The organism is Desulfosarcina alkanivorans, assembly GCF_009688945.1.
Lineage (GTDB): Bacteria > Desulfobacterota > Desulfobacteria > Desulfobacterales > Desulfosarcinaceae > Desulfosarcina > Desulfosarcina alkanivorans.
The window spans coordinates 3,783,623-3,803,149 of the sequence record NZ_AP021874.1 but is presented as its reverse complement, the minus strand read 5'-3'; the positions used below and the strand labels follow the sequence as shown (position 1 = coordinate 3,803,149).

The following is a 19,527-nucleotide window of genomic DNA, read 5'->3' as shown; positions in this document are numbered from 1 at the left end:
GCATGGCTACCCCATCTTCAGCACGGCTTGAACCAGTTCTTCGGGGGTAAAGGGTTTGGCGATGCAGTTGTCCGCACCGGCATGGCGCCCCGCTTCAATGGTATCTGCGGTCAGGTATCCGGTCATCATCAGGATGGGCATTCCAGGCCGTATCTTCTTGGCACGCCGGATCATTTCAAACCCGTCCCGGCCGGGCATCTTGATGTCGGTCAGCATCAAATCGAAGCTTTCGGCGGCCAGAATCGCCGCCCCCGTCTCCACGTTGTCCGCCGTTTGAATGGCCATGCCCTCGGCCTCCAGAATCCGGCAGCAGCTCTGCACCACGATGGCATCGTCGTCGACGACCAGAATTCTCATTACGATTTCTCCCGGCTTCCGGCGGGGGGCGCCGATGCCTTGACCTGCTGCCGGGGCAGCCAGATCGTAAAAGTGGTTCCCGATTCAAGCCTGGATCTGACGTTGATGGTCCCGCCATGGCGCTGAATGATGCCGGCGGAGACGGCCAGACCGAGGCCGGTGCCCTTGCCCACCGCCTTGGTGGTGAAAAACGGGTCGAACAACTGATCCATGTGCTCGGGTGAGATGCCGCTGCCGTTATCGGCAATCCGGATTTCTACGCCGGGGGCATCGTTGTGGTCGGCCCGGGTCGTCCGGATTTCGATTTTTCCGGCTGACGGCGTGGCATCCAATGCGTTGATGATCATGTTGATCAGGACGCTTTGAAACTGATTGCGATCCAGGGTCAAGGCGGGCAGGCCCGCTTCGCCCTTGAAAGAGAGGTGAACATCTTTGATCAGTGCCTGATTTTTCATTAATCCCACGCTGTCTTCGACCAGGCTGTTGATATTCACGGTTTCAGTGGAAATCTCCGTCTGGCGGGAAAAGTCGAGCAGGCTCTTGACGATCCCCCGGACCCGCTCGGTCTGGGCGGCAACGGTTTCCAGGTCGGACCGGACCTCGGCTGGCAGATCCTTTCGCCGCAGGATCAGATGGGTGAAGGTCAGGACGGCCGTCAACGGGTTGTTGATTTCGTGGGCCACCCCGGCCGCCAGCTTGCCCACACTGGCCTGCTTTTCCGACTGAATCAGGCGGGTCTCGCTCTCGGCCCGCTGGCGCTCCTCCCTCTCTTTCAGGGCCCCGGCCATGATCAGGAATTTTTTCTGCAACTGACCGATGTCTCCCCTGGAGATGGTGCCGATATTAGGTGAGAAATTACCGCTGGATATCTCTGCGCTGGCACGGATCAGATTGCTCACCGGACGCATGATCCGTCCGGCAAACAGCCACTCCAGTGCGATGGCGATGATCACGCCCGCCAGGGTGATGCCGCCGAAAACGACGATGGCCCTTCTCCGGATGTCTGAATATTTGGCCTCCAGTACGCCCACATACAGCATGCCCACCCGTTTTCCGGCAATATCGGCGATGGGCTCATAGGCGGTGATGGTCCAGTCATCGAGCACCCTGGCGCGGTCGGTCCATTTTTCTCCTTTCTCCAGTACGTGCCGGGCCACCTGCGGCGAGGCCAGGGTCCCCAGCGCCCGCTTTCCCGACGGATCTTTTACGCTGGTCGCAATCCTCAGATCCTTGTAAAAAATAGTGGCCGTGCCCACGTTCCGGCCTTTGTAAACCTCATTTTTAAAGACGGTCGCTCCGATTTTATCGACGATCGTGGTGTCACGGTTGAGCAAAAACCCCCCGTAAAGGACGGCGGCGATGCTGCCGTCGACAACGATGGGAACCGCCGCGCCGACCGTCAGCCCGCTCGTCTCCCGGTGGGCCGGTGCGCCGTCCGCTTTCCCGGACGAACGAATCGTGATGTCCGCACGGTCGGCCATGGACGGGCTTTCGGCCATAAGCTGGTCGCGATCCATGACCAGTGTGCCGGTGACGGTCTGCCGCTTTTCCAGTGTGTGGCCTGCCAGCGGATGGAGAGGCCCTGGGGCGGATATTTCACGGGCCGTTGTCGCCGAACCGGATATCACCTGTCCCCGGGCATCGGTGATTCCCGAAAAATCCAACTTCAGCCGGTCGGACAATTGATCGACCGATTCGGCAACAGCCAACAGACCCGCGGCGGAACCTTTACCCGAGTATTCGTGATTCGATGCGATGACTTCCAGGGCCAGACGAACGGCGTTGATCCGCTCCTCATAGATGAGGCGGGCGACGTTCAGATCCTGTCGAACCCGGTTGTTGGCTTCGTCGATCACCGATTGGTAAAGCAGTTTCCCGCCCACTGTAAGAGATATCAGGCCGATGAACAGCGACACGGCAATCAGGCTGATGATCAACTTAACGCGTATGGAGTGAATTTTGGTCAAACGGAAGTGCATGATCGTCGTACCTTGGTCACTGGACGTTGCCGGGAGTCGATCGAGGCGCTGGTGGCAACCATGGTTCGGGACTCCGGGACGGGAAGCGCCAATGGCAGCCGATGGAAAATATCGGTCCGTTCAGGGGTGACCATCCCGGTTGTCATCCCCGACGTGATTTTCCGCCTTCGATGGTCAGGCCGTCGTGTGTTGCGCAGCGAAGGCCTTAAAGAATGTCCGACAGCGCGAATCCGACGCCGATGGTATTGGCTGAATCGTCATAGTCCAGGATGCTCTGCCCGTACCCGTTGAAATACTGCACATACCCTTTGAGTTTCCGATACAGGGGAAAGCTCCACCCCAACTCCACGGCCCCCTTGTTGCCGGAACTCCTCAGGTTGTTGCGCATCATCATGGAAAAGGTGTGGTCGTTCCATTTGTATGCCACCCGAAGCTCTCCGTAACCCATGTATTTGTCGATGTCCGGATTGTCGTCATCATCGTCGTCTTCCGGAACCCGCCACCAGGGTTTGATGCCGAGCACAAAATGGTTTCTTTCGATTAAAATGCTGGCGTACAGCCGGTTCCAGCTTCTGGACAGGGGTTCGGCGCGGCCGTTGGACTGATGCGCCGCACCGATCGCGATCAACCGGGTTTTGAATCCCCAGAATTTCCAGTCGGTATCGAACTGCACCCAGGCTTCGGGTTCATGGTTCGTATCCCGAAAGGGGCTGGAATTGTCGCTGTTGTAGGCCTGCCAGTAGGACTGATTGGTGTAGGCGACATATAAATCACCGTTGTCCTTAAAGATATTATCAAACAACTGATATTTGACGCTGATCTGGAATTTGACTTCCACATTGTCCAGCTCTGCATCTTCCAGCGACGTTCCTTCCAGCGCTTCTTCATTGGGGGAGCTGTTGTAAGCGACCGGCAAAAGATAGTTGGCACGGTGCGGGGTCAGTACGAACCAGTCCTGGCTGGTTCTCCCCTCTTCTTTCAGTCGGACCTCAACGGGGCTCGGCGGTTTTTCCGCTTCCTGTTCAGCCGCCGGCCCTTCGGCCCGGTGGGCGTTAACGCAATCCCGGCAATATTGTTTCAATTCTCCAACGGTCACACTGTCCGGTGCCGTTTCGAGCATGTCGGCCATGCATGCATCAAGGGTCGAACAGTCCTGCGCCATTCCGGCACCCGGCAACAGCAGGAAAACAATAATCAGGGGGCGCCACATGGCCATTTTTTTCGTCATTCATTCCTCCAATGGTTTGATCTTTCCGTGGGCCGCCAACACGGCGGTGAACGGAAAACGGGTAGATACCACCGTTTTTGGCCCGTTTACTCACGGACCTGAAAGGACTTCGGGGGGCAGTTGCTGCGTGTCGTGCGTCTGGTTGATGGGGCTCAGGGGCAGTATACACAGCTCCGGACTGAAATACAAACTGGTGCCAGTCGACAACATGCATTCAAGCCAGCTCCGGAAAGTGCCGGCCCTGATCTCAGGCTGCCGGCGTCTCCGATAAACGCCTCCATCGACGCAGCAGGGGGGCCGCCGTGAGTTCATCCAGTCCGTTCGTTTCGAAGAAGGCAAACATGTCCGCGGCATTGCCCTGGCGCCAGAGGGACTTCAGCCATTCTCCGGCCAGGGGATCCAGGCATCCGTATTCACCGAAACGTCCGGTCAGGTGGTCGGCCAGCACGGCTTCCCCCATCCACCCCAAGAGGTAATCGGCGCAGTAGAATTCGGGCACCAGGTCGAACAGGTGACTTTCCGGCTGGTGGTAGAAACCGGTGATGCGGGCCATGGTGTCGGCATAGGGTTGGCCGTCGGTCAGGTCGCCGCCGGTAAACATTTCGTATTCACTGATGAATTTGGCGGCGTAGCGGCGAAAGACCGACAGATCCTTCAGGTCCTTGTAGTAGCCGATGGTGGCCACGGTGGCCTCGGGCAGCCCCATGACCCGTTCCAGTACCGGCCGGCTCAGGGCCATGCGCTGCAGCAGGAAGGCGTAAGTTTCGGACAGGTTGAAGGCCGTGGCCAGTTCACGGTCCACTTCAGAAAGTGACGGGTCAGTGGAAACGGCCGACAGCCCGTGTCCCAGTTCGTGCCAGAGGGTTTCCACATCGACCCACCCTCCTTCGGGCCGCATGAGAATATGGATCTCCCGGGGGATCCGGACCATGACGGTAATCGCCTGGGCACTTTTTTCGGCCGATGTGCTCAGGTCCAGATGAAGACCGGGATGATGGGCCGGGTCCAGCCCCCAGTGCCTGAAGAATCCCAGCGTCTCTTCGGGCGCATTCACCGGACACAGCCGATCCCACTGGCCCAGGCTGAGCAGGTAGATGGCGTCAAACCGGGTGAGCTGCTGCACGGGCAGGTTGAAACGCGCGTGGCTCCACGCGTCCATGGCCGCAAAGTAGTAAGCGTCCGTCTGATCGACGAGGACTTTCACCTGCCGGTAGAGTCGGTGGTAGTCAATGCCCTTTTTCTGGCGGCAGTAATCGATGTAATTGTCGAAGTCGAACTCTGCGGTAAGGGTGTCCAGCACGACCTTCCAGTAGTTGACGGCAAAGGGCTTAAGCAGTTTGCACAAGGGGCCGGTTTCCTGCTGCAGACGCTGACGTTTGGCCAGGGTGCTGGATTTCTGGCACCAGGGAATGACGTCCCTGAAGTATATTTTTTCACCGTCCACGTGGGCCGCCGCACCACGGCTCCAGGCCTGCATTTCCGTCTCGTGGGGCATCAGCTGGCGCTGCAGGTAGTGATCGATCAACCCGTGGCGGATGCGGGTGCGTGTTTTATCGTCCGGTATGTCCGATGCCCCGGCAATGGTTTCCGGGGTCAGGACGGCTTCGAATCCGGCATACAGCCGGTCCGGTGCATGTTCGGGCGGCAGGCCTTGCCAGAGGGCCAGGGCCTGCCTGGACCAGCGGACGTTGAGCGCCTGGATGGCGGATGTCAGTCGGTGCAGTTCATCCGTGGGGTGCTTGCGGGGCATGGTCGTCTCTTTCTCCTGGCATGGCCCGTCCATTTTGACAGGGGTTAAAGGCTTCGATGATCCAAAGGGGCAAGGGGTTGTTGCCCGGCGTGTCATATGGTAAATCAATCTCCGTATTTTTAAAGTAAGACCTGCATGCTCCACAGACAATCCCATGACGATATAGGAGACCATGATGAGCAGTCCGATACCCACCAGAGAAGATGCCCTGGCCCTTTTAAAAAAATACAACCGGAGTGACAGCCTGATTAAACACGCCTTTGCCGTCGAAGGCGTCATGCGCTACATGGCCAGGAAATACGGCGAGGACGAGAACGTCTGGGGGGTCGTGGGCCTGGTCCACGACCTGGATTACGAACAATTCCCCGATCAGCACTGTAAAAAAACAGAAGAAATCCTGAAGGAAAACAACTGGCCCGACCACCTGATCCGCGCCGTGGTCAGCCACGGATGGGGCATCTGTTCGGATGTCCAACCGCAAACCACCATGGAAAAGGTGCTGTTCGCCATCGACGAACTGACCGGTCTGGTGGCCACCTCGGCGCTGGTGCGGCCGACCAAAAGCGTCCTGGACATGAAGGCCAAGTCCGTGAAAAAAAAATGGAAGGACAAGCGTTTTGCCGCCAAAGTGGACCGGTCGATTATTCAACAGGGCGTCGATATGCTGGGGGTGGAACTGGGTGAACTGATCACCGACACCATCATGGGCATGCGGGAAGTGGCCGATGAAATCGGCCTGAAGGGAGATGCCTAGCATGGAGTGCAATAAGGATAAGAATCTGGAACGCTGCAACTGCTCCTACGAACCCTGCTCGCGAAAAGGGGTCTGCTGTGAATGCATCAAGTACCACGCGCAGATGCGTCAGCTGCCCGCCTGCGTCTTTCCCGACGATGCCGAACGCACCTATGACCGCAGCTATGAGCATTTTGCAAGGTTGGTGACCGAGGGGCGGGTATAGCTGCCTGGGAACGGCCCGGCACATGCGTTTCACCCGCTGGCAGCAATTCCGATACACACCGACTGGAGGCGCCTTGGGGCCGAAACCACAATTGGCGTCATTTGTGAATGGGTTCCCGTCGCCTGATAGGCGGGGACGTCGCGGTTCTGTAAATCCAGGAAAGATGGTATCTGTTGTTGAGTCCAACCGGTTATTTTCTCAATATATCTCAGACCACCGTACTTATGTCATATTTACTATTTTCAAATGTAATCTGCATCGAACAGGGATTTCGTCCGACTGCCATATGTAGTGGCCCTTGAAATTTTCCATCTGTCCTCTTGATCGGCAACGTATGGACAGATAAATGGAATTTCCGGAATGCTGGTTTTCGTGTTATAGCCAGAACATACTTTATTTGCCGGCCTGCAGGGGTGCTCGGATAATTGTTCCAGTTTTATTGGACTGGAAACCAATACAAGGATCTAAAAAGTTTTCAAGCTGCTAATCTTGAATTGGGGTCTTGTCGGGCTTTTGATCATCAAGCGGCGCATTCTCCTCGCTTCCTGCCATTTCGCGCTTATCGGCTTCTGAGGCTTCTTCTTCGGGTGAAAGATCGTCTTGCAGTTCGCCAAGGTCCTCGGCTTCTGAGGGCGGCACGGACGGGATACCAGGAGGAAGTGCGGCATGTGAGATCCCGCTGTGATGGCTTGTGGCCTCGGTCTTGCCATAGACCATGATGGAGATGATCTGGTCCGAATCCCAGATGATGGTGTGGTTCAAGTTGCGCAGCAGTCGTTTGAGCCCCTGTTCCAAGGAAAGGTTATCGAGGGTGGCGCTGACTGGATGCGACTCCCACTGTTCGTTGATGTTGAACTCATACCCGGTCTCGGTCGTGATGGCCGCCAAGACCTCTCCGAGGGGCTGGTTATTGACGGTCAGTTTGATCACAGGATAGGCCACACTATCGGTGGCCGATACCGGATTAACAGCGATGTCGTTGCCAATGAAAAGCAGAAGCCATAGGATGAAGGGGATGATTGTTTTCATCGTGAACGTACGCCCCAGGTTTTCATGGATCATCAACTCGGTTTATACAGTGTCAATGCTGCTTAATTTGTCCTTTATGGGTTTAAAAAAAAACGGATTGCAATTAAAATGATTGTGCTGCCAAGTTGGCATTAGATCCTCTATCCGAATGTTTCTTTTTTTAACCAATCAACTGGGGCCCCGCCTGCGACCTCTGGTGCTGTTAGTAGCTTTTTACAATTTTCGAGAAACAGTTCCATGCGATAGATGCCGGGTAGTTGATTATCGTGAATGTTCAGAATCAGCTTGTTGCTTTTATTTATGCCATAAAGGACATCACGGGCGCTGTCTTTCCTGTGCTTTCCGTTTTTTATATAATAATAACAGTCGGTAACCATTATGCTTCGATTCCTCCCAGATATGCCATGAAGGAGGACTCTTAGGTTGTTGGATTCAGCGTACCACAAGACTGAAATCGCACCATAAACATTTTCCAAAGGGATGCCGTAGGATTCCCCCATTGGGAACCAGTAAACTGCAATACCATGGTAAGCTATTATCGTATTCAGCTCTACGTCCACATAGTCAGAGACATTGATGATCAGGTCATAGCTTTCCCACCATTTTCCTTTTCTTTGCGTCTTTATTGGATGAGCAGCGATGGTGAGGTTGTTATTAATCCAATTTTTAGAGGGCATGCGTTACGTGGCTTCTTTTACGATTGCTTCTGAGGACGATGATATTTTGACTGGCTTCTTTTCCATGCTTTGTCCAATGATATCGTTAGCCAATGTTTCTACTTTTACTGCCAGTTTAGAGATAGATTTCGAGATAGAAAGCAGATCCTTTTGAAAATTTTCCATCAGTTCGATACTCCTAATCTTAAAGGGTCTATACCTGAAAACAAGGTGGCTGATCGATCGCAATCACAGCTCCGTTGATACCAGACTTTTATATGAACGCCAATCTCGTGCCAACCGAGGCCCTTTATCTTATGGAAAATGATCTGCAATTAATATTACATTTTGATTTTAAATGATAAAGGCGACATTCCAAAATAACACCTGATTTGTCGGCCCCCACGGTGTTAGAAAAACCGGAACTGTCAGTTCTCAAAAATAGTCCGTTCGGAACCCATGCTTCCTATTATTGGAAAACAAACCATTCCATCACGTCTGAATGGTGGATAACCATCTGATTCATAGATAGATTGATTAAATCCCACAATTATATGTTGATGGCTTAAAAGTTGCTGATATTGGCAGTTATCAAAAGCCTCCGGTCGCATTTTATCAAGACGCTGGCTCAGGTAGTGATCGTGGATGATAGCGGAATGTTTTTCAAGCTGGAAGAGGACGTGGGCATTAATAGAAACGAGAGGAAGACGGTGTGAATCATGGAATTTGCCACATCTGTGGAACATTATTCAAGCCTTTTACCAGCACCTGTTCGGTTTGCGGATTTGAAGGCCTTCCCGATTGCGATGACTGGATGCCGGATGAAAGGAACTTTTCCGAGAGCAGAAGCGATGACCTCATCCAAAAGGAATTGGGTCGGGGACTGGACGAAGAAGACCTCTTGGATTTTAATTGACAACAATTCAGGGCAACCAGCTTGGATTCGCACATCCGCAAAGCGTATGCAAACGTTTATGATACGATGAAATGGCTGCTTCCAGATGAAATAGAGGAAGCCGTTTTCACCAGAACGTCGTTGCTGGATCGTATCATGGGCAATCCCCAAGCGCATTGGGCCCATTCTCGGACCAAACTCTATACCCGCCATATCTCGCAAGGATGCACCCTGTGTGGACAGGGGCGGTGGTCCTGCCTCTTCATCAATGGCACCTGCAATGCCCGCTGTTTTTATTGTCCCACCGCTCAGGACGATCCCGGGCAGCCCATGACCAATACGATTGTATTCGATCATCCCGACAATTATGCGGACTATGTATCCCGCTATCACATCAAGGGAGTTGGTTTCAGCGGAGGGGAGCCTCTTCTCACTTTCGACCGCCTTCTTGCTTATCTGAAAGCCCTCAAAAAACGGGTAGATCATCCAGTGTATACGTGGCTGTATACCAACGGGATTTTGGTAAATCGGGAGAAGCTTGCGGCCTTGTGCGATGGTGGACTGGATGAAATTCGTTTCGATTTGAGTGCCAATGGATACCGTCTGGAAACACTGGAGCAGGCGCTACATGTGATTCCGCGGGTTACCGTCGAAATACCGGCAATTCCGGAAGATATTTCCACAGTCAAACAATTGATGATTGATCTGGAACGGCTCGGGGTGAACCATCTGAACCTTCACCAGATACGTTGCACACCTCACAACGTCAACCATCTAATAGACAGAGGATATACATTTGTCCGCGGCCCAGGAGTTACCGTTCTGGAGAGCGAACTGACTGCCTTGGCCTTAATCCAATACGCCCTTGAACGGGACATTTCCCTGCCCATCAATTACTGTTCGTTTGCTTTTCGCCACCAATTTCAAGGGATGGGTGCCAGGAAACGATGTGCGAAAGAGATCAGGGCCGGCCATGAAGATATCACCCCTACCGGGTATATCAGGCGGCTGACAGTCATCGGCGCTGAGAACCATATCGCCGACGTTTGCAAAACGCTCGCCGACCGCGGGGTCGACGCCTCGCTATACAGCATTTCCGCCAAAAAGGATGCCATCTCTTTTTCGGCCGAGTTGTGGCATCTGATCGATTTTTCAAAAGTCCGTCTAAAGGTCGGATACAGCCAGGCCGTTCTCAGAGAGGGCGTCAGTTATCGCCATCCGTTCAAGAAAGTGGCTTTGGACCGCGGTAAATCCCTTGTGATCGAAAAACAGATGGTCCATTCAACGGATTGGCTGGACAGTGAGGCGGTTCAGGGGTTCGGAAGCCTGCTCGATATCCGCGGGAAGCTACAAACGGATAGCACGCAAGATCCCCGATTACGCGGGCCATGTAAAAACATCCTCCCCTTCGAAACCATTACACCGGGTCTGGCCCGGTACTACTGACCATCATCCGTGCACCGAGCAGAGCTCAGCGGTAAATACTACGGTTGCGCATGTGTTGAATCCCTTCGATGATCGATTGGGCTCTTTTCTGGCCGATCCCGTCAACCGATAGAAGGGCGTCTTCATCGGCCAAACTGAGATGGACAAGATCCCCGAACTGGTCGACCACCTTGTCCGCTGTGCCCGGCGGAATTTTGGCGACCTGTTTGAGTAGCCGATATCCCCTAGGTCTCACCGTAACGTCATACAGACTGCGCTCTCCCGATGCCGGCCATCCCAGCAGTTCAGCAATTTTTTCATTATCGGCAGGTGTAACGGTTTTCAGCTTTTCAATCAGACGGACAACTTCTGGATCAGAAAGTGTCTGAGAACAATAGTCTTTGACGAACATCAGCATCATGGTGTCAACGTCATCCTTGATGCTGTTCAGTCGCATATACGGCAGACGGCCTTCACTTCCGGTTTCAAGAACATAGGGCTCGATTTCCCCGAGCAGGTTCATTATTCCGATACAGTCATCAATCAGCTCGGTAATTTGAATGAGCTGCACCCGATCCAGAAACTCATCGCCTTCGATTCTAAGTGACTTATTGTCAAGACTGCCTTTGTATCGCTCCATGGTGTGGATGGTTTGGCTGATTCGTGCGATGAGCGTATTGATATCACTGATCTGGTGCTTGAGGTTTTTATGGTAAAGGGTGATGACCTTTCTGCGTCGTGAGACGGTCAGCACAAACTTGGACGTCTGCCGGGCCATGCGTTCGGCCGCCCGGTGGCGCATACCGGTCTCATTCGTCGCTATCAAGGGATCGGGCGCCAGCTGGACATTGGCCGCCAGGATTCTGGAAACGTTTTCATCGAGAATAATGGCGCCGTCCATTTTGGCCAGTTCGTACAGTTTTTCCGGTGAAAAGCTTGCCCCGATGTAGAATCCGCCCTGCAGTATGTCTTCCTGCTCTCTGATGTCATCCAAGAAGACGATCAACGCTCCGAAATCGGCCATGATGATATCGTCCAGCGCACGGCGCAGCAACGTGCCGGGAGCGACCATCTTGATTTTGGGGATCAGTTCGGGAGCGATCTTCATGACAAGGTCCTGAACGCATTCCGGGTGGATGGGTCGGTGCCAATCAATAGCACCATCCCTCTTTTCAGGCTGCTTTCTGCCTGCCCGGCTTCGCTTTGGCGGGGACGAGCAACTGTTTCAACATCTGCTGATCCGGATTGGCACTGTTAAAAACCGGGATGTCCGTGAAAGCGGACAACTCTCGAATATGCAGCGGTGAACTGGAGCACACGCCCGAGATGGCATCCGGCTGTAGTCCATATTGTTCGTTTAGGACTTTCAATCCGCCAATGGCACCAAAGGCATCATTGGCACAAAAAATCAACCGGTGTATCCGCGATCGGACCTCCTGTGCATTCAGCAACATGCCGGTCTCACGCTGAAGGATACCATCGGCGAGTTCAACAACCCAGAAATTTTTTGGATTGTTGGCATATTTCAAATCCAACACGTTGAAGACATCCAGCAGCTTCTCCGGGGGCAACATATAGGTGGAGGGATGTCCCAGCAGGGTAAAATCAGTATAATGGCTGGCCCCGGCATCGTTCATATGCAAAATATCCTTGAGACTGGCCGTGCCGGTCACTTTCGAAGCCCTTACATTGTAGCCGAGGGATGCCAGAACCCAGCAGCAAGCGACAGCGGCCATGCTTTTGCCTGAGTTCATGGCCGTGCCGCAAATCAGGATCATTTGTGATCGGGGTGCTTTTTTCGTCCGGCTCTTGGGATCGATCAAAGGGAATTGGGTGGTGTTGAGCACCTGTCCGTTGCCCGTGCAGACATATCCAAGAATGTCGACTTTGGTCGGATCCTTGATGAGCGTATTTTTTGTCCTGATTTTTCCGATGATGCCTGAGCGGGCCAGCAAATCGATTTCCAGGCAGCTTTCTTTGGGGACAACCCCTTCATAATAATCAGGTGCATAGCGATTCCCAAAGACAAATATCCCTTTGGAGCCATTGTGGATCGCATGGATACGACCTGAAACATTTTCCAAGGTCGAATGCTGGCCGATCCGAGATACTTTCCCGTAGACGACGTCGCCTGCTTCCGGTATCCGGTCCAGTGGCTGGAAAAACTTGATTTGACTTGGTTTCAATGAAAACGCAGCGCTGGGTAAAATATAGCCTTTGTTGATTTTTCGCATTGGAAACCCCTCTCCACACCGATCACGGCACCGGCGGTCATATCGTCCTTCATGATGGCGGCATCCATCCGAACCCGGCCGTCCAGCTGCAGGTAGCTGCCCACCCCGGCGTTCAAGTATTCGGAGGATTCCAGCTGTCGAATTGCATTTTCCACGGCATCCACTGCGGATTGTTGGAGAAGAACTTCGTAGGCTGCTTCACAGGCTGCGCGAACATCCGCCCGACGTTTGGATTCGTCGGTTTCCTGGTTGCGTGCCCCTCCGTGCACGATGATTTTTGGCGTCATTGGATATCACCCCTATGAAGTGGAAATCCTCACCTGGCAACGTATCCAGATGCCATACGGCTCTTACCGGTTTCATGAAGGCATATGTCAGCGCATTCATCGCTATTTCCAACGGGCCCCGCATGAAAAAACGGGTCCACACCAGGGCGAAAAGGTTGGCAGCAATGATGAAACCAACCGCGAAAAGAAGGGCCTGACTATTCGAGACGCTGCCGTATTGTTTCACGATCCATTGGTGGCAAAAATGCCCGAACAGGATATGGGAGATGTAAAACGTCAGGGACAGGCGACCAAATGCCGATAGAGGAGAGAAGTGTGTGGTCATCTGTGTCTGTAACGGCAGCCACCTCAAAAACGATATCAGTGCCAATCCGGAAGCCCCCGCAGAAAAGATAAACAGCGGTCCTACCGGAAACGCTTCCGACAGGCTGAAGGACCGCCACCCGGGTTCTTCAATGTCGAACCATCTGCCGGTGATCGGTTCCGTGTTCAGCAGGGCCGACAAAAGTTCGGTGGCGATGACTACAACACTGCTGATAATAAAAAGGATCTGAAACCGGCTCTTGCCCGGGTTCCGTTCCAACCGCCCGAGCAACATCCCCACCAAAAAGAAGCAAATCCAGGGAAACACCGGATAATGGTTGCTGAAAAAAAAGTAATCCAATAGCCCCGCCAACAGGCCAGGTGAAACCAGCGTTTCAATGATCTGGCCCCCTTCAAATTCATAAACCACAAGGGTAGAAACGGGTATGGAAACGGCCACCAATCCAATCAGCAGCATCCTTATCCAATGGGTTTGACGGTCAAGAAGGATGACACCACCAATAATAAAAGCCGTGTAGTAATGAAGAATGTCTGCCGTCCACACAGACATAAGAAGAAGGCCGATCACGTATAGCAATGAGGCACGGATGATCAGACGCATTTTTATCAACGGTCTTGTTTCGTCCGATGCCCGATCGTAGGCCATCACCATGCCGGCACCAGCCAGCATGACGAAAATCACAGCCGCACGACCGGTGATAAAGTCGATGAAGGTATCCATCCACCACAGCTCGAGAACGTGTTTGTTCATGATTGCGCGGGTGTTCACGAATATCATACCGCAGATGGCCAACGCGCGGGCGTGGTCGTAAGCGGCAATTCGGTTTGTTGGATTCGTCATTTCCCAGGAAACCCTGTTTGATTCGCACTTCTAATCCTCAAGCAAAACGGTACCGGTTAGCCAATCCAAAAATGGTGCCAATTTTTAACCACTTGTTTATATTGTTTAAAATTCTATAGTCAATCCATATCGGAACTTTCACGACCGATTTCGAAAAGGACAGTTTTTCTCAAGATCCACGTCTCTCCAGTATCTGGGAGGCGTTCGAAGTACCCATCTTTCGAGTAGGCATATAATTTACTTTTCCGTTCCACCGCTACAGCGACAATGGTTTTGCCTGCTGCTCCCCGGTTAATCTTCATAGAGATGCGAAAACTCGTAAAGTTAGTTCACCTTGCTGATCCCAAGCTTCTGTATGTGTTCATTTTTACAAGGCCGTCAGAGTCTGACCGGCCATTATCGGATCCCTTTCTCAGGATCCGACCATCCCGAGGCTCATCAAGACGAATACCACGCCCAGAACGCCCAATCCCAGCCCCATCAGGGATGCCACCATAAAATTGCGTCCGAAAGCCCCGGCCGAAAGATCATTCATATCCGTAGACATTTTTAACGGGCCATTTTTACCCGCGTGGGTAATTCTCCTGGGGTTGCCCCTTGCCCCATCCTCGACCATTCCTATAACGAATACACGATCCCCCGCCTGTACCCAGCTTTCGGAATATTTGTGAAGGGCGTTCTGGGCTTCCCGGGAGCCGGGTTCCACTTCGATGAGATCCTCAGGTACATCCAGGGGTGCCTCGTCCATTTCGATTTTCCGGAAAAACGGTTTTTTCTCGCCATCCGGATGATTTTGTCTGTCGATTTCCTTGAGCTTTTTTATCCGATCACCCACGGCCGTGCGCTTGCCGCTTTGTGATTTCATGATGCGTTGATGGGGATAAGAGCCAGCCGTGCCGCCAGCGGGTAAGACTTCAATGATGCCGCTATCGTCCCTGAGGAAAAACGGACAGCTTTGACTTCCTGAGGACAACATCTTGTCCGGTTTCTTTCTGTGATTATCCACATCCTGCAGACCGCGTTCCGTTGCGGCAAAACGATACCAGGCGGCAGGTGTCTGCGAGTAGGGCGTAACCAGCGGTTTTTCGCATACCACCTCACCGGCGGTCAGGCACAAACCGGGCTGAATGTTTCCAATGGGTGTCAGATTCAATTTCCCGGCCATCTTCTTGGCGGCTAGTTCCTGTTTGGCCATGCGCAGCAGCAGCCCGGAGGCAATGCCGCAGCCCAGTCCGGTGAGAAGCGTGGGAGTGTTCATGGAAATTATCCTTTCCTATCTGGTTTCAGTGTATGCACGAATCATTTGCAGGCGTCACGCAGGCACATCTGCTTGATGGCCGCCTTTTGGATGCGCTGGCACAGGGAGCAATCTCTGTTTTTCATGGCCAGTTGATAGTAACATCATCCGTGCACCCCATCGGCATTGGGCCAATAGGTGAGAATATTCTTGCACAGTTCGGGTTGGTTGCGCTGCTCCACGGTTTCCTGGTAGCACCAGGGGCCGCGGGGGTGATCCTTGCATCGCTCGAACAGTTCATCCGGGTTGTCTTGCGCAGTCGCGACGACAGCCGTTGTAAAGGCCCAAAGAAGCATCGTTGCGGTTACAATCATTCGTTTACGCATGCATCTTCCTTTGTTTCGATAGTGGTCACCGTGCGCGGTTGGCTTTCAATGCAGCCAGCCGATCTTTGGCCACGGCCAGCCGCTGATCGTCCGGGCAGTTGAGTTCCAGCCAGGATATGTATTTGCGAATGCCGGCCATGTATGCATCGGTTTCATAAACACCGATTTTTTCGACTTTTGTCGGCGGGTACATGTCCGCATCCATCTTACACTGTTTGACATGCCTTCTTTCGTGCGCGTGTCAGACTCATGGGTTTATTGGGAACGATGCCGTGATGGTTTCACGCGATCCGCCAGCAACCATGACATTATCAAAATTAAGTTTCTGTTTCTTGCTGATAACTATCACCGTATACGTTCCTTCCGGCAGGTTGACGACGCGTGTGCCGTTTCTGGGATAGTTGCTCCAGTTCTTGAGTATCGTTTTGCCGTTGAGCAGGGTGGCGATAACCAGGGTGCCGTCCGAAAAATCAGCCGTGCGTTCCACCGTCTCACCGGCCACGATGACGATCTCCTTCAGGTGCACCATCGGTGCCCGGCCGCCGCTGACGCCGGAGTCCTTGAGTTCGGCCTGATAGGTACCCGGCGCGAGCCGAATTTCCGCCGTTCCGGTTTCACCGGATGTACTGGCCGGGGTCCACCGCTTGCCACTTTCCTGGTCGGTGATGGTGACAAATGTGTTAAACGGTTTGCCGTTCTTGGATGCAGACACCTTGAGCACACCATAGGGCGGTGTGGATTTTTCCACCACCTCTCGGGCGGCGGACATGAATTCCCCGGCATTGCCGGCGGTATAGTATTGCCCGTCGCCGGCCGTGGCCATGCATTCCAACTGTTCCCGCTCATCCCCGGTGACATCGAATCCGATGACGTTCATGACGAATTTGATAGCGGATGCTTTGAGGCCTTTGACCAAGCCGCAGGGGTCCGGATCACAGGTCTCCTTGCCGTCGGTAACCAGGACGATGGTGGTCTCCTCTTTGAGATTTTTCAGCCGCTCGGCGGTCAGGCGCACCGACCGGCTGATGGGGGTCTTGCCCTTGGGGCTCAACGCCTGGATCTTGGCAATCGTTTTCTTTTTATTCAGCAGGCCCAGCGGGATCAGCTCCTCCACGTCGTCGCAGTCACCCTTGCGCCGGTGTCCGTATGCCACCAGACCGACCACGGCATCGTCCGGCAATTCCTCCACCAGACCGGTGAGCACCTCCTTGGCAATGGCGATCTTGGCCGTGCCTTCCACCTGCCCCCACATGGACCCCGAAGCGTCCAGAATGAACACGATGTTGCCCGAGGCGGCTGGCGACGGTTTCTCCTTCTCCGTTTGCCCGGCAGAGCTGTCCGCACCTTTGGCTCCCGGACCGACCTTGGAATATCCCGCCGGGATGCTGAAAAGCGCGTCATCCTGGGGCCCCTCCTTGATGTTCCTTAAGGCCATGGTTGCGTTGCCGTTGGTCGCGTAGGAGACCGTCTTAACGGTAAAAGCCAGGGATTGGGATGTCCATACCCGGTATGCGACGGCATCTTTGCCGGCTTCGCGGTACTCGACGACATCGCAGGGATATCCTGCCACCATCTCGGTGCCCGCTGGCGTGCCGGTCATATACTTGCGCCTGTGTTCCCAACCGACAACCGGGTTCATCACCATGGTTTTTACCGGATCGGTTTCTTCCACATACTGGTGCATCTGGGGCATCAGTCCCCAGGTAACACCTGTATTTCGGTTGTGAATGGTAGGCAACGGCGGAACCGTCATAGGGCCGGCAGTTTTCTTTAGCCGCATCAGATCGTCTTTGACCGATACATCGTAAATAAAATTTCCTGGGGGGATGTGATGGTCAGTTCCGCGCTAAATTGGGCGGCCTGGCAGGGAAGGGCGACCGCCAACAGGAAGGGAACAATTATCCAAACAAGGGCAGCGGGTCGGATGCGCATCATTTTCTCCTTTTCGCGAAATTGATGGGTTCGCAGGCGTAGATGCAGATCAACTGGATTTTGGCGTTTTCGAATAAGGAAAATTTAATTGAGCAGTTTGCGGGTCGGTAGAGAAGAGATCACCTCCTTTAACCCTGCGGTCAGCAAGGAGGTCGGCATGAGTGAGGCAGGATGCCGGCCGCAGACACTATGTGTCGGAATTATCGGCCAAAACATACAAAAGCTTATGAGATATGTCCAGAAAAAATGTTGGAAAATCCATACGGCACAATCATGCTTTAAGCTTTCCATCCAAAAAAGCCTTGCCGTTAAACTGTTTGTGCAGTTTCGAGTAAAATAACTTGGATGTGATATTGAAATAATTTCTATGGGTTGAGGAGTAGCAAGCTATCTGCCGATTACTGCCAATCCGTTTTTATGCGATTAACGAATGTAACACCAAAGGAATACATAATTTATTGGGCGAAAGTATCAAAGCTCTTAGTTAGTGCCCATCCATAAATGGCCAATTTGTCCGATATCTGCGTTGCGCTCAAAATTTTATCCTCGGAATATCAGCCATATGCCTGCGGTAAAATTTTTCGCGCGCCTTGATCTCGACCCAATTTTCCTATTTCTGGATGAACACTAAATTAATTGCTCAACTTTCGGGGTTACGCCGAAGCGGTCATCCCGCCGCTCTTTGGCAAGCCGACATATTGCAGTTCAGTTTCAATGACGGCATCGAAGGTTGCCGATGCCGTCTTTTCACAATAACTGCCCATTTTTCTCAACTGTTCACCGGCCAGGGTTAAAATCCGGTAGAGGCCTCGACAAACGAAATGTCTGCCATTTCATCGCAGCAGGCATAAAACCGATCTCCAAATGTACGATGGTCTGTCTCTATCCGGCACTGGTACGCCAGAAACATATAGCGCATGAACACGATGCTGGTATGGGCAATCCATGCATCGCTAAGTCCCGGCGGATCTCTTTGGCACGTTTCAGATGCTGCCTGCCCAATTTAGAGAACACCTCGATGTCCCAGCGTTTACCGTAAATGCGGATAATTTCTTCATTCGGCAGTTCAAGGTCCGTGGACATCAATGCCAGCCAGTCCTTTTTGCGTTTGTCCCGGACGAAGACCAACTTTACAGGCAATCCCTTTTTCAGGGTTACGATTGTGCTGGCCAGGATTCTGGCCCGACCGGGACGTTTCTTCAGCTTCCGGTAAATGGCCATCAGGTCTGTCTGATGCCCCTTGCAGCCGTAATGGATTTTCGGCGTCTTTTTTACCATGCCGATTACATCAATATGCGCTTTCAGTGCGGTGACGACGGATGGCATGGCAAACCAACTGTCCGTGAGCATTCGACATCCCTTGAAATAACGCTTTTTGCTGTGGCCCCATACCCGGGATAAACGTTCCACCTTTTTTGACCGTGAACGATCGTAAGGACTGTCATCCACAATCAGTACCGCCTTGCGGTTTTCATTCGTCAAACGGTTTAAGAAGCCATGGAGCCGGGACCCTAAAATCATCAGCAGATGTCGCCAGTTGTAGGTACATCCTTTGAGGATTTCGCAGGCAGCATCTTTGCCAAACGCCAGTTCGTCGTTGATCACAATGCCTCGGAAGAAGTTCTTACCCACAAAAGGCAATGTAAAAATCGTTCATATCAAAGAACGACCACTGTGCCCGCGGTGTTTTCGGGTACCGCACCGATGCAAAGCGGAAGTAATTTTGAATCGGCTGAAAAAGTCGTCGTTTTACCAAGAATGCAGATGTTGGCTTGTGTTTGGGGGCGATGCTGCTATGAATCATTTGAGCCCTTGCCTATTGATATTATTGTGTTTATTCGCAAATTCACTATAAATCAAAAGACTGGGCTCTTCAACTATCTTTTTAAATTAATTCATAGCGTTACCTTCAGTTTTAAGTTTCTGTCTGTTAGCTCCGGAAGTTGAGGTATTATTAAAAAATAGATTCCGACCTTCGCCGGAATGACGGGAGAACCGGGATTCTGAC

General features: G+C 52.8%; 21 protein-coding genes. 4 read left to right on the top strand and 17 right to left on the bottom strand.

Features of this window, described 5'->3' with window-relative positions:
- Positions 1-6 precede the first annotated feature (6 nt).
- From DSCA_RS16700 to DSCA_RS16685, 4 genes are all read right to left on the bottom strand, one after another.
- Complete coding sequence (locus DSCA_RS16700) at positions 7-357, bottom strand: response regulator (RefSeq protein WP_155317502.1); 351 nt, start codon at positions 355-357, stop codon at positions 7-9.
- A complete protein-coding gene (locus DSCA_RS16695; RefSeq protein ID WP_231716201.1) occupies positions 357-2,336 on the bottom strand; it encodes a sensor histidine kinase in 1,980 nt (659 codons plus the stop codon). Before DSCA_RS16695 ends, DSCA_RS16700 begins: the two co-directional genes overlap by 1 nt.
- 205 nt (positions 2,337-2,541) lie before the next feature.
- Positions 2,542-3,564, bottom strand: a complete 1,023-nt coding sequence (locus DSCA_RS16690; protein ID WP_231716200.1) for a phospholipase A — start codon at positions 3,562-3,564, stop codon at positions 2,542-2,544.
- A 247-nt stretch (positions 3,565-3,811) separates the two neighbouring features.
- Positions 3,812-5,314 (bottom strand): hypothetical protein, encoded by a 1,503-nt coding sequence (locus DSCA_RS16685; protein WP_155317501.1) that lies wholly within the window; start codon positions 5,312-5,314, stop codon positions 3,812-3,814.
- 172 nt (positions 5,315-5,486) lie between these two features.
- Here DSCA_RS16685 and DSCA_RS16680 point away from each other — a divergent pair, with 172 nt between their 5' ends.
- Together DSCA_RS16680 and DSCA_RS16675 are read left to right on the top strand one after the other, a co-directional pair.
- Complete coding sequence (locus tag DSCA_RS16680; protein WP_331457104.1) at positions 5,487-6,068, top strand: HD domain-containing protein; 582 nt, start codon at positions 5,487-5,489, stop codon at positions 6,066-6,068.
- Between the two features lies 1 nt (position 6,069).
- The gene (locus DSCA_RS16675; RefSeq protein ID WP_155317500.1) at positions 6,070-6,273 is read left to right on the top strand and encodes a DUF6485 family protein; all 204 of its coding nucleotides are present in this window, start codon (positions 6,070-6,072) and stop codon (positions 6,271-6,273) included.
- Positions 6,274-6,756: 483 nt separating this feature from the next.
- On the opposite strand, the gene DSCA_RS16670 is transcribed toward DSCA_RS16675, so the two are convergent.
- From DSCA_RS16670 to DSCA_RS32600, 4 genes are all read right to left on the bottom strand, one after another.
- Positions 6,757-7,302: a hypothetical protein gene (locus tag DSCA_RS16670; RefSeq protein WP_155317499.1), complete on the bottom strand. Its 546-nt coding sequence runs from the start codon at positions 7,300-7,302 to the stop codon at positions 6,757-6,759.
- Positions 7,303-7,442: 140 nt separating this feature from the next.
- On the bottom strand, positions 7,443-7,979 hold the full coding sequence (locus DSCA_RS16665) for a protein-tyrosine phosphatase family protein (protein ID WP_155317498.1): 537 nt from the start codon (positions 7,977-7,979) through the stop codon (positions 7,443-7,445).
- Between the two features lie 3 nt (positions 7,980-7,982).
- The gene (locus DSCA_RS16660; RefSeq protein ID WP_155317497.1) at positions 7,983-8,144 is read right to left on the bottom strand and encodes a hypothetical protein; all 162 of its coding nucleotides are present in this window, start codon (positions 8,142-8,144) and stop codon (positions 7,983-7,985) included.
- A gap of 559 nt (positions 8,145-8,703) precedes the next feature.
- Positions 8,704-9,210 (bottom strand): hypothetical protein, encoded by a 507-nt coding sequence (locus tag DSCA_RS32600; RefSeq protein ID WP_231716590.1) that lies wholly within the window; start codon positions 9,208-9,210, stop codon positions 8,704-8,706.
- Between DSCA_RS32600 and DSCA_RS16655 the strand changes: the two genes are divergently transcribed.
- On the top strand, positions 9,118-10,299 hold the full coding sequence (locus DSCA_RS16655; RefSeq protein WP_231716535.1) for a radical SAM protein: 1,182 nt from the start codon (positions 9,118-9,120) through the stop codon (positions 10,297-10,299). The genes DSCA_RS32600 and DSCA_RS16655 overlap by 93 nt on opposite strands.
- A 25-nt stretch (positions 10,300-10,324) precedes the next feature.
- On the opposite strand, the gene disA is transcribed toward DSCA_RS16655, so the two are convergent.
- The 9 genes from disA to DSCA_RS32005 all read right to left on the bottom strand — a co-directional run bounded on the left by disA (position 10,325) and on the right by DSCA_RS32005 (position 19,040).
- Positions 10,325-11,386: a DNA integrity scanning diadenylate cyclase DisA gene (gene disA / locus DSCA_RS16650; protein WP_155317495.1), complete on the bottom strand. Its 1,062-nt coding sequence runs from the start codon at positions 11,384-11,386 to the stop codon at positions 10,325-10,327.
- Positions 11,387-11,450: 64 nt separating this feature from the next.
- A complete protein-coding gene (locus tag DSCA_RS16645) occupies positions 11,451-12,512 on the bottom strand; it encodes a hypothetical protein (RefSeq protein ID WP_155317494.1) in 1,062 nt (353 codons plus the stop codon).
- The gene (locus tag DSCA_RS33225) at positions 12,461-12,799 is read right to left on the bottom strand and encodes an isoaspartyl peptidase/L-asparaginase (protein ID WP_155317493.1); all 339 of its coding nucleotides are present in this window, start codon (positions 12,797-12,799) and stop codon (positions 12,461-12,463) included. The genes DSCA_RS16645 and DSCA_RS33225 overlap by 52 nt, the downstream gene beginning before the upstream one ends.
- Complete coding sequence (locus DSCA_RS16635; RefSeq protein ID WP_155317492.1) at positions 12,711-13,964, bottom strand: DUF418 domain-containing protein; 1,254 nt, start codon at positions 13,962-13,964, stop codon at positions 12,711-12,713. The genes DSCA_RS33225 and DSCA_RS16635 overlap by 89 nt, the downstream gene beginning before the upstream one ends.
- Before the next feature lie 412 nt (positions 13,965-14,376).
- Complete coding sequence (locus DSCA_RS16630) at positions 14,377-15,222, bottom strand: hypothetical protein (protein WP_155317491.1); 846 nt, start codon at positions 15,220-15,222, stop codon at positions 14,377-14,379.
- A 143-nt stretch (positions 15,223-15,365) separates the two neighbouring features.
- Positions 15,366-15,587, bottom strand: coding sequence for a hypothetical protein (locus DSCA_RS16625; RefSeq protein ID WP_155317490.1), 222 nt, complete (start codon positions 15,585-15,587; stop codon positions 15,366-15,368).
- Between the two features lie 25 nt (positions 15,588-15,612).
- A complete protein-coding gene (locus DSCA_RS16620) occupies positions 15,613-15,780 on the bottom strand; it encodes a hypothetical protein (protein WP_155317489.1) in 168 nt (55 codons plus the stop codon).
- A gap of 54 nt (positions 15,781-15,834) precedes the next feature.
- Entirely contained in the window at positions 15,835-17,280 is a 1,446-nt protein-coding gene (locus DSCA_RS16615) for a VWA domain-containing protein (protein ID WP_167527820.1), read from the bottom strand.
- A gap of 1,121 nt (positions 17,281-18,401) precedes the next feature.
- The gene (locus tag DSCA_RS32005) at positions 18,402-19,040 is read right to left on the bottom strand and encodes a transposase (protein ID WP_269434677.1); all 639 of its coding nucleotides are present in this window, start codon (positions 19,038-19,040) and stop codon (positions 18,402-18,404) included.
- Positions 19,041-19,046: 6 nt separating this feature from the next.
- Between DSCA_RS32005 and DSCA_RS32000 the strand changes: the two genes are divergently transcribed.
- On the top strand, positions 19,047-19,466 hold the full coding sequence (locus DSCA_RS32000; protein WP_167527818.1) for a hypothetical protein: 420 nt from the start codon (positions 19,047-19,049) through the stop codon (positions 19,464-19,466).
- Positions 19,467-19,527: the final 61 nt, after the last annotated feature.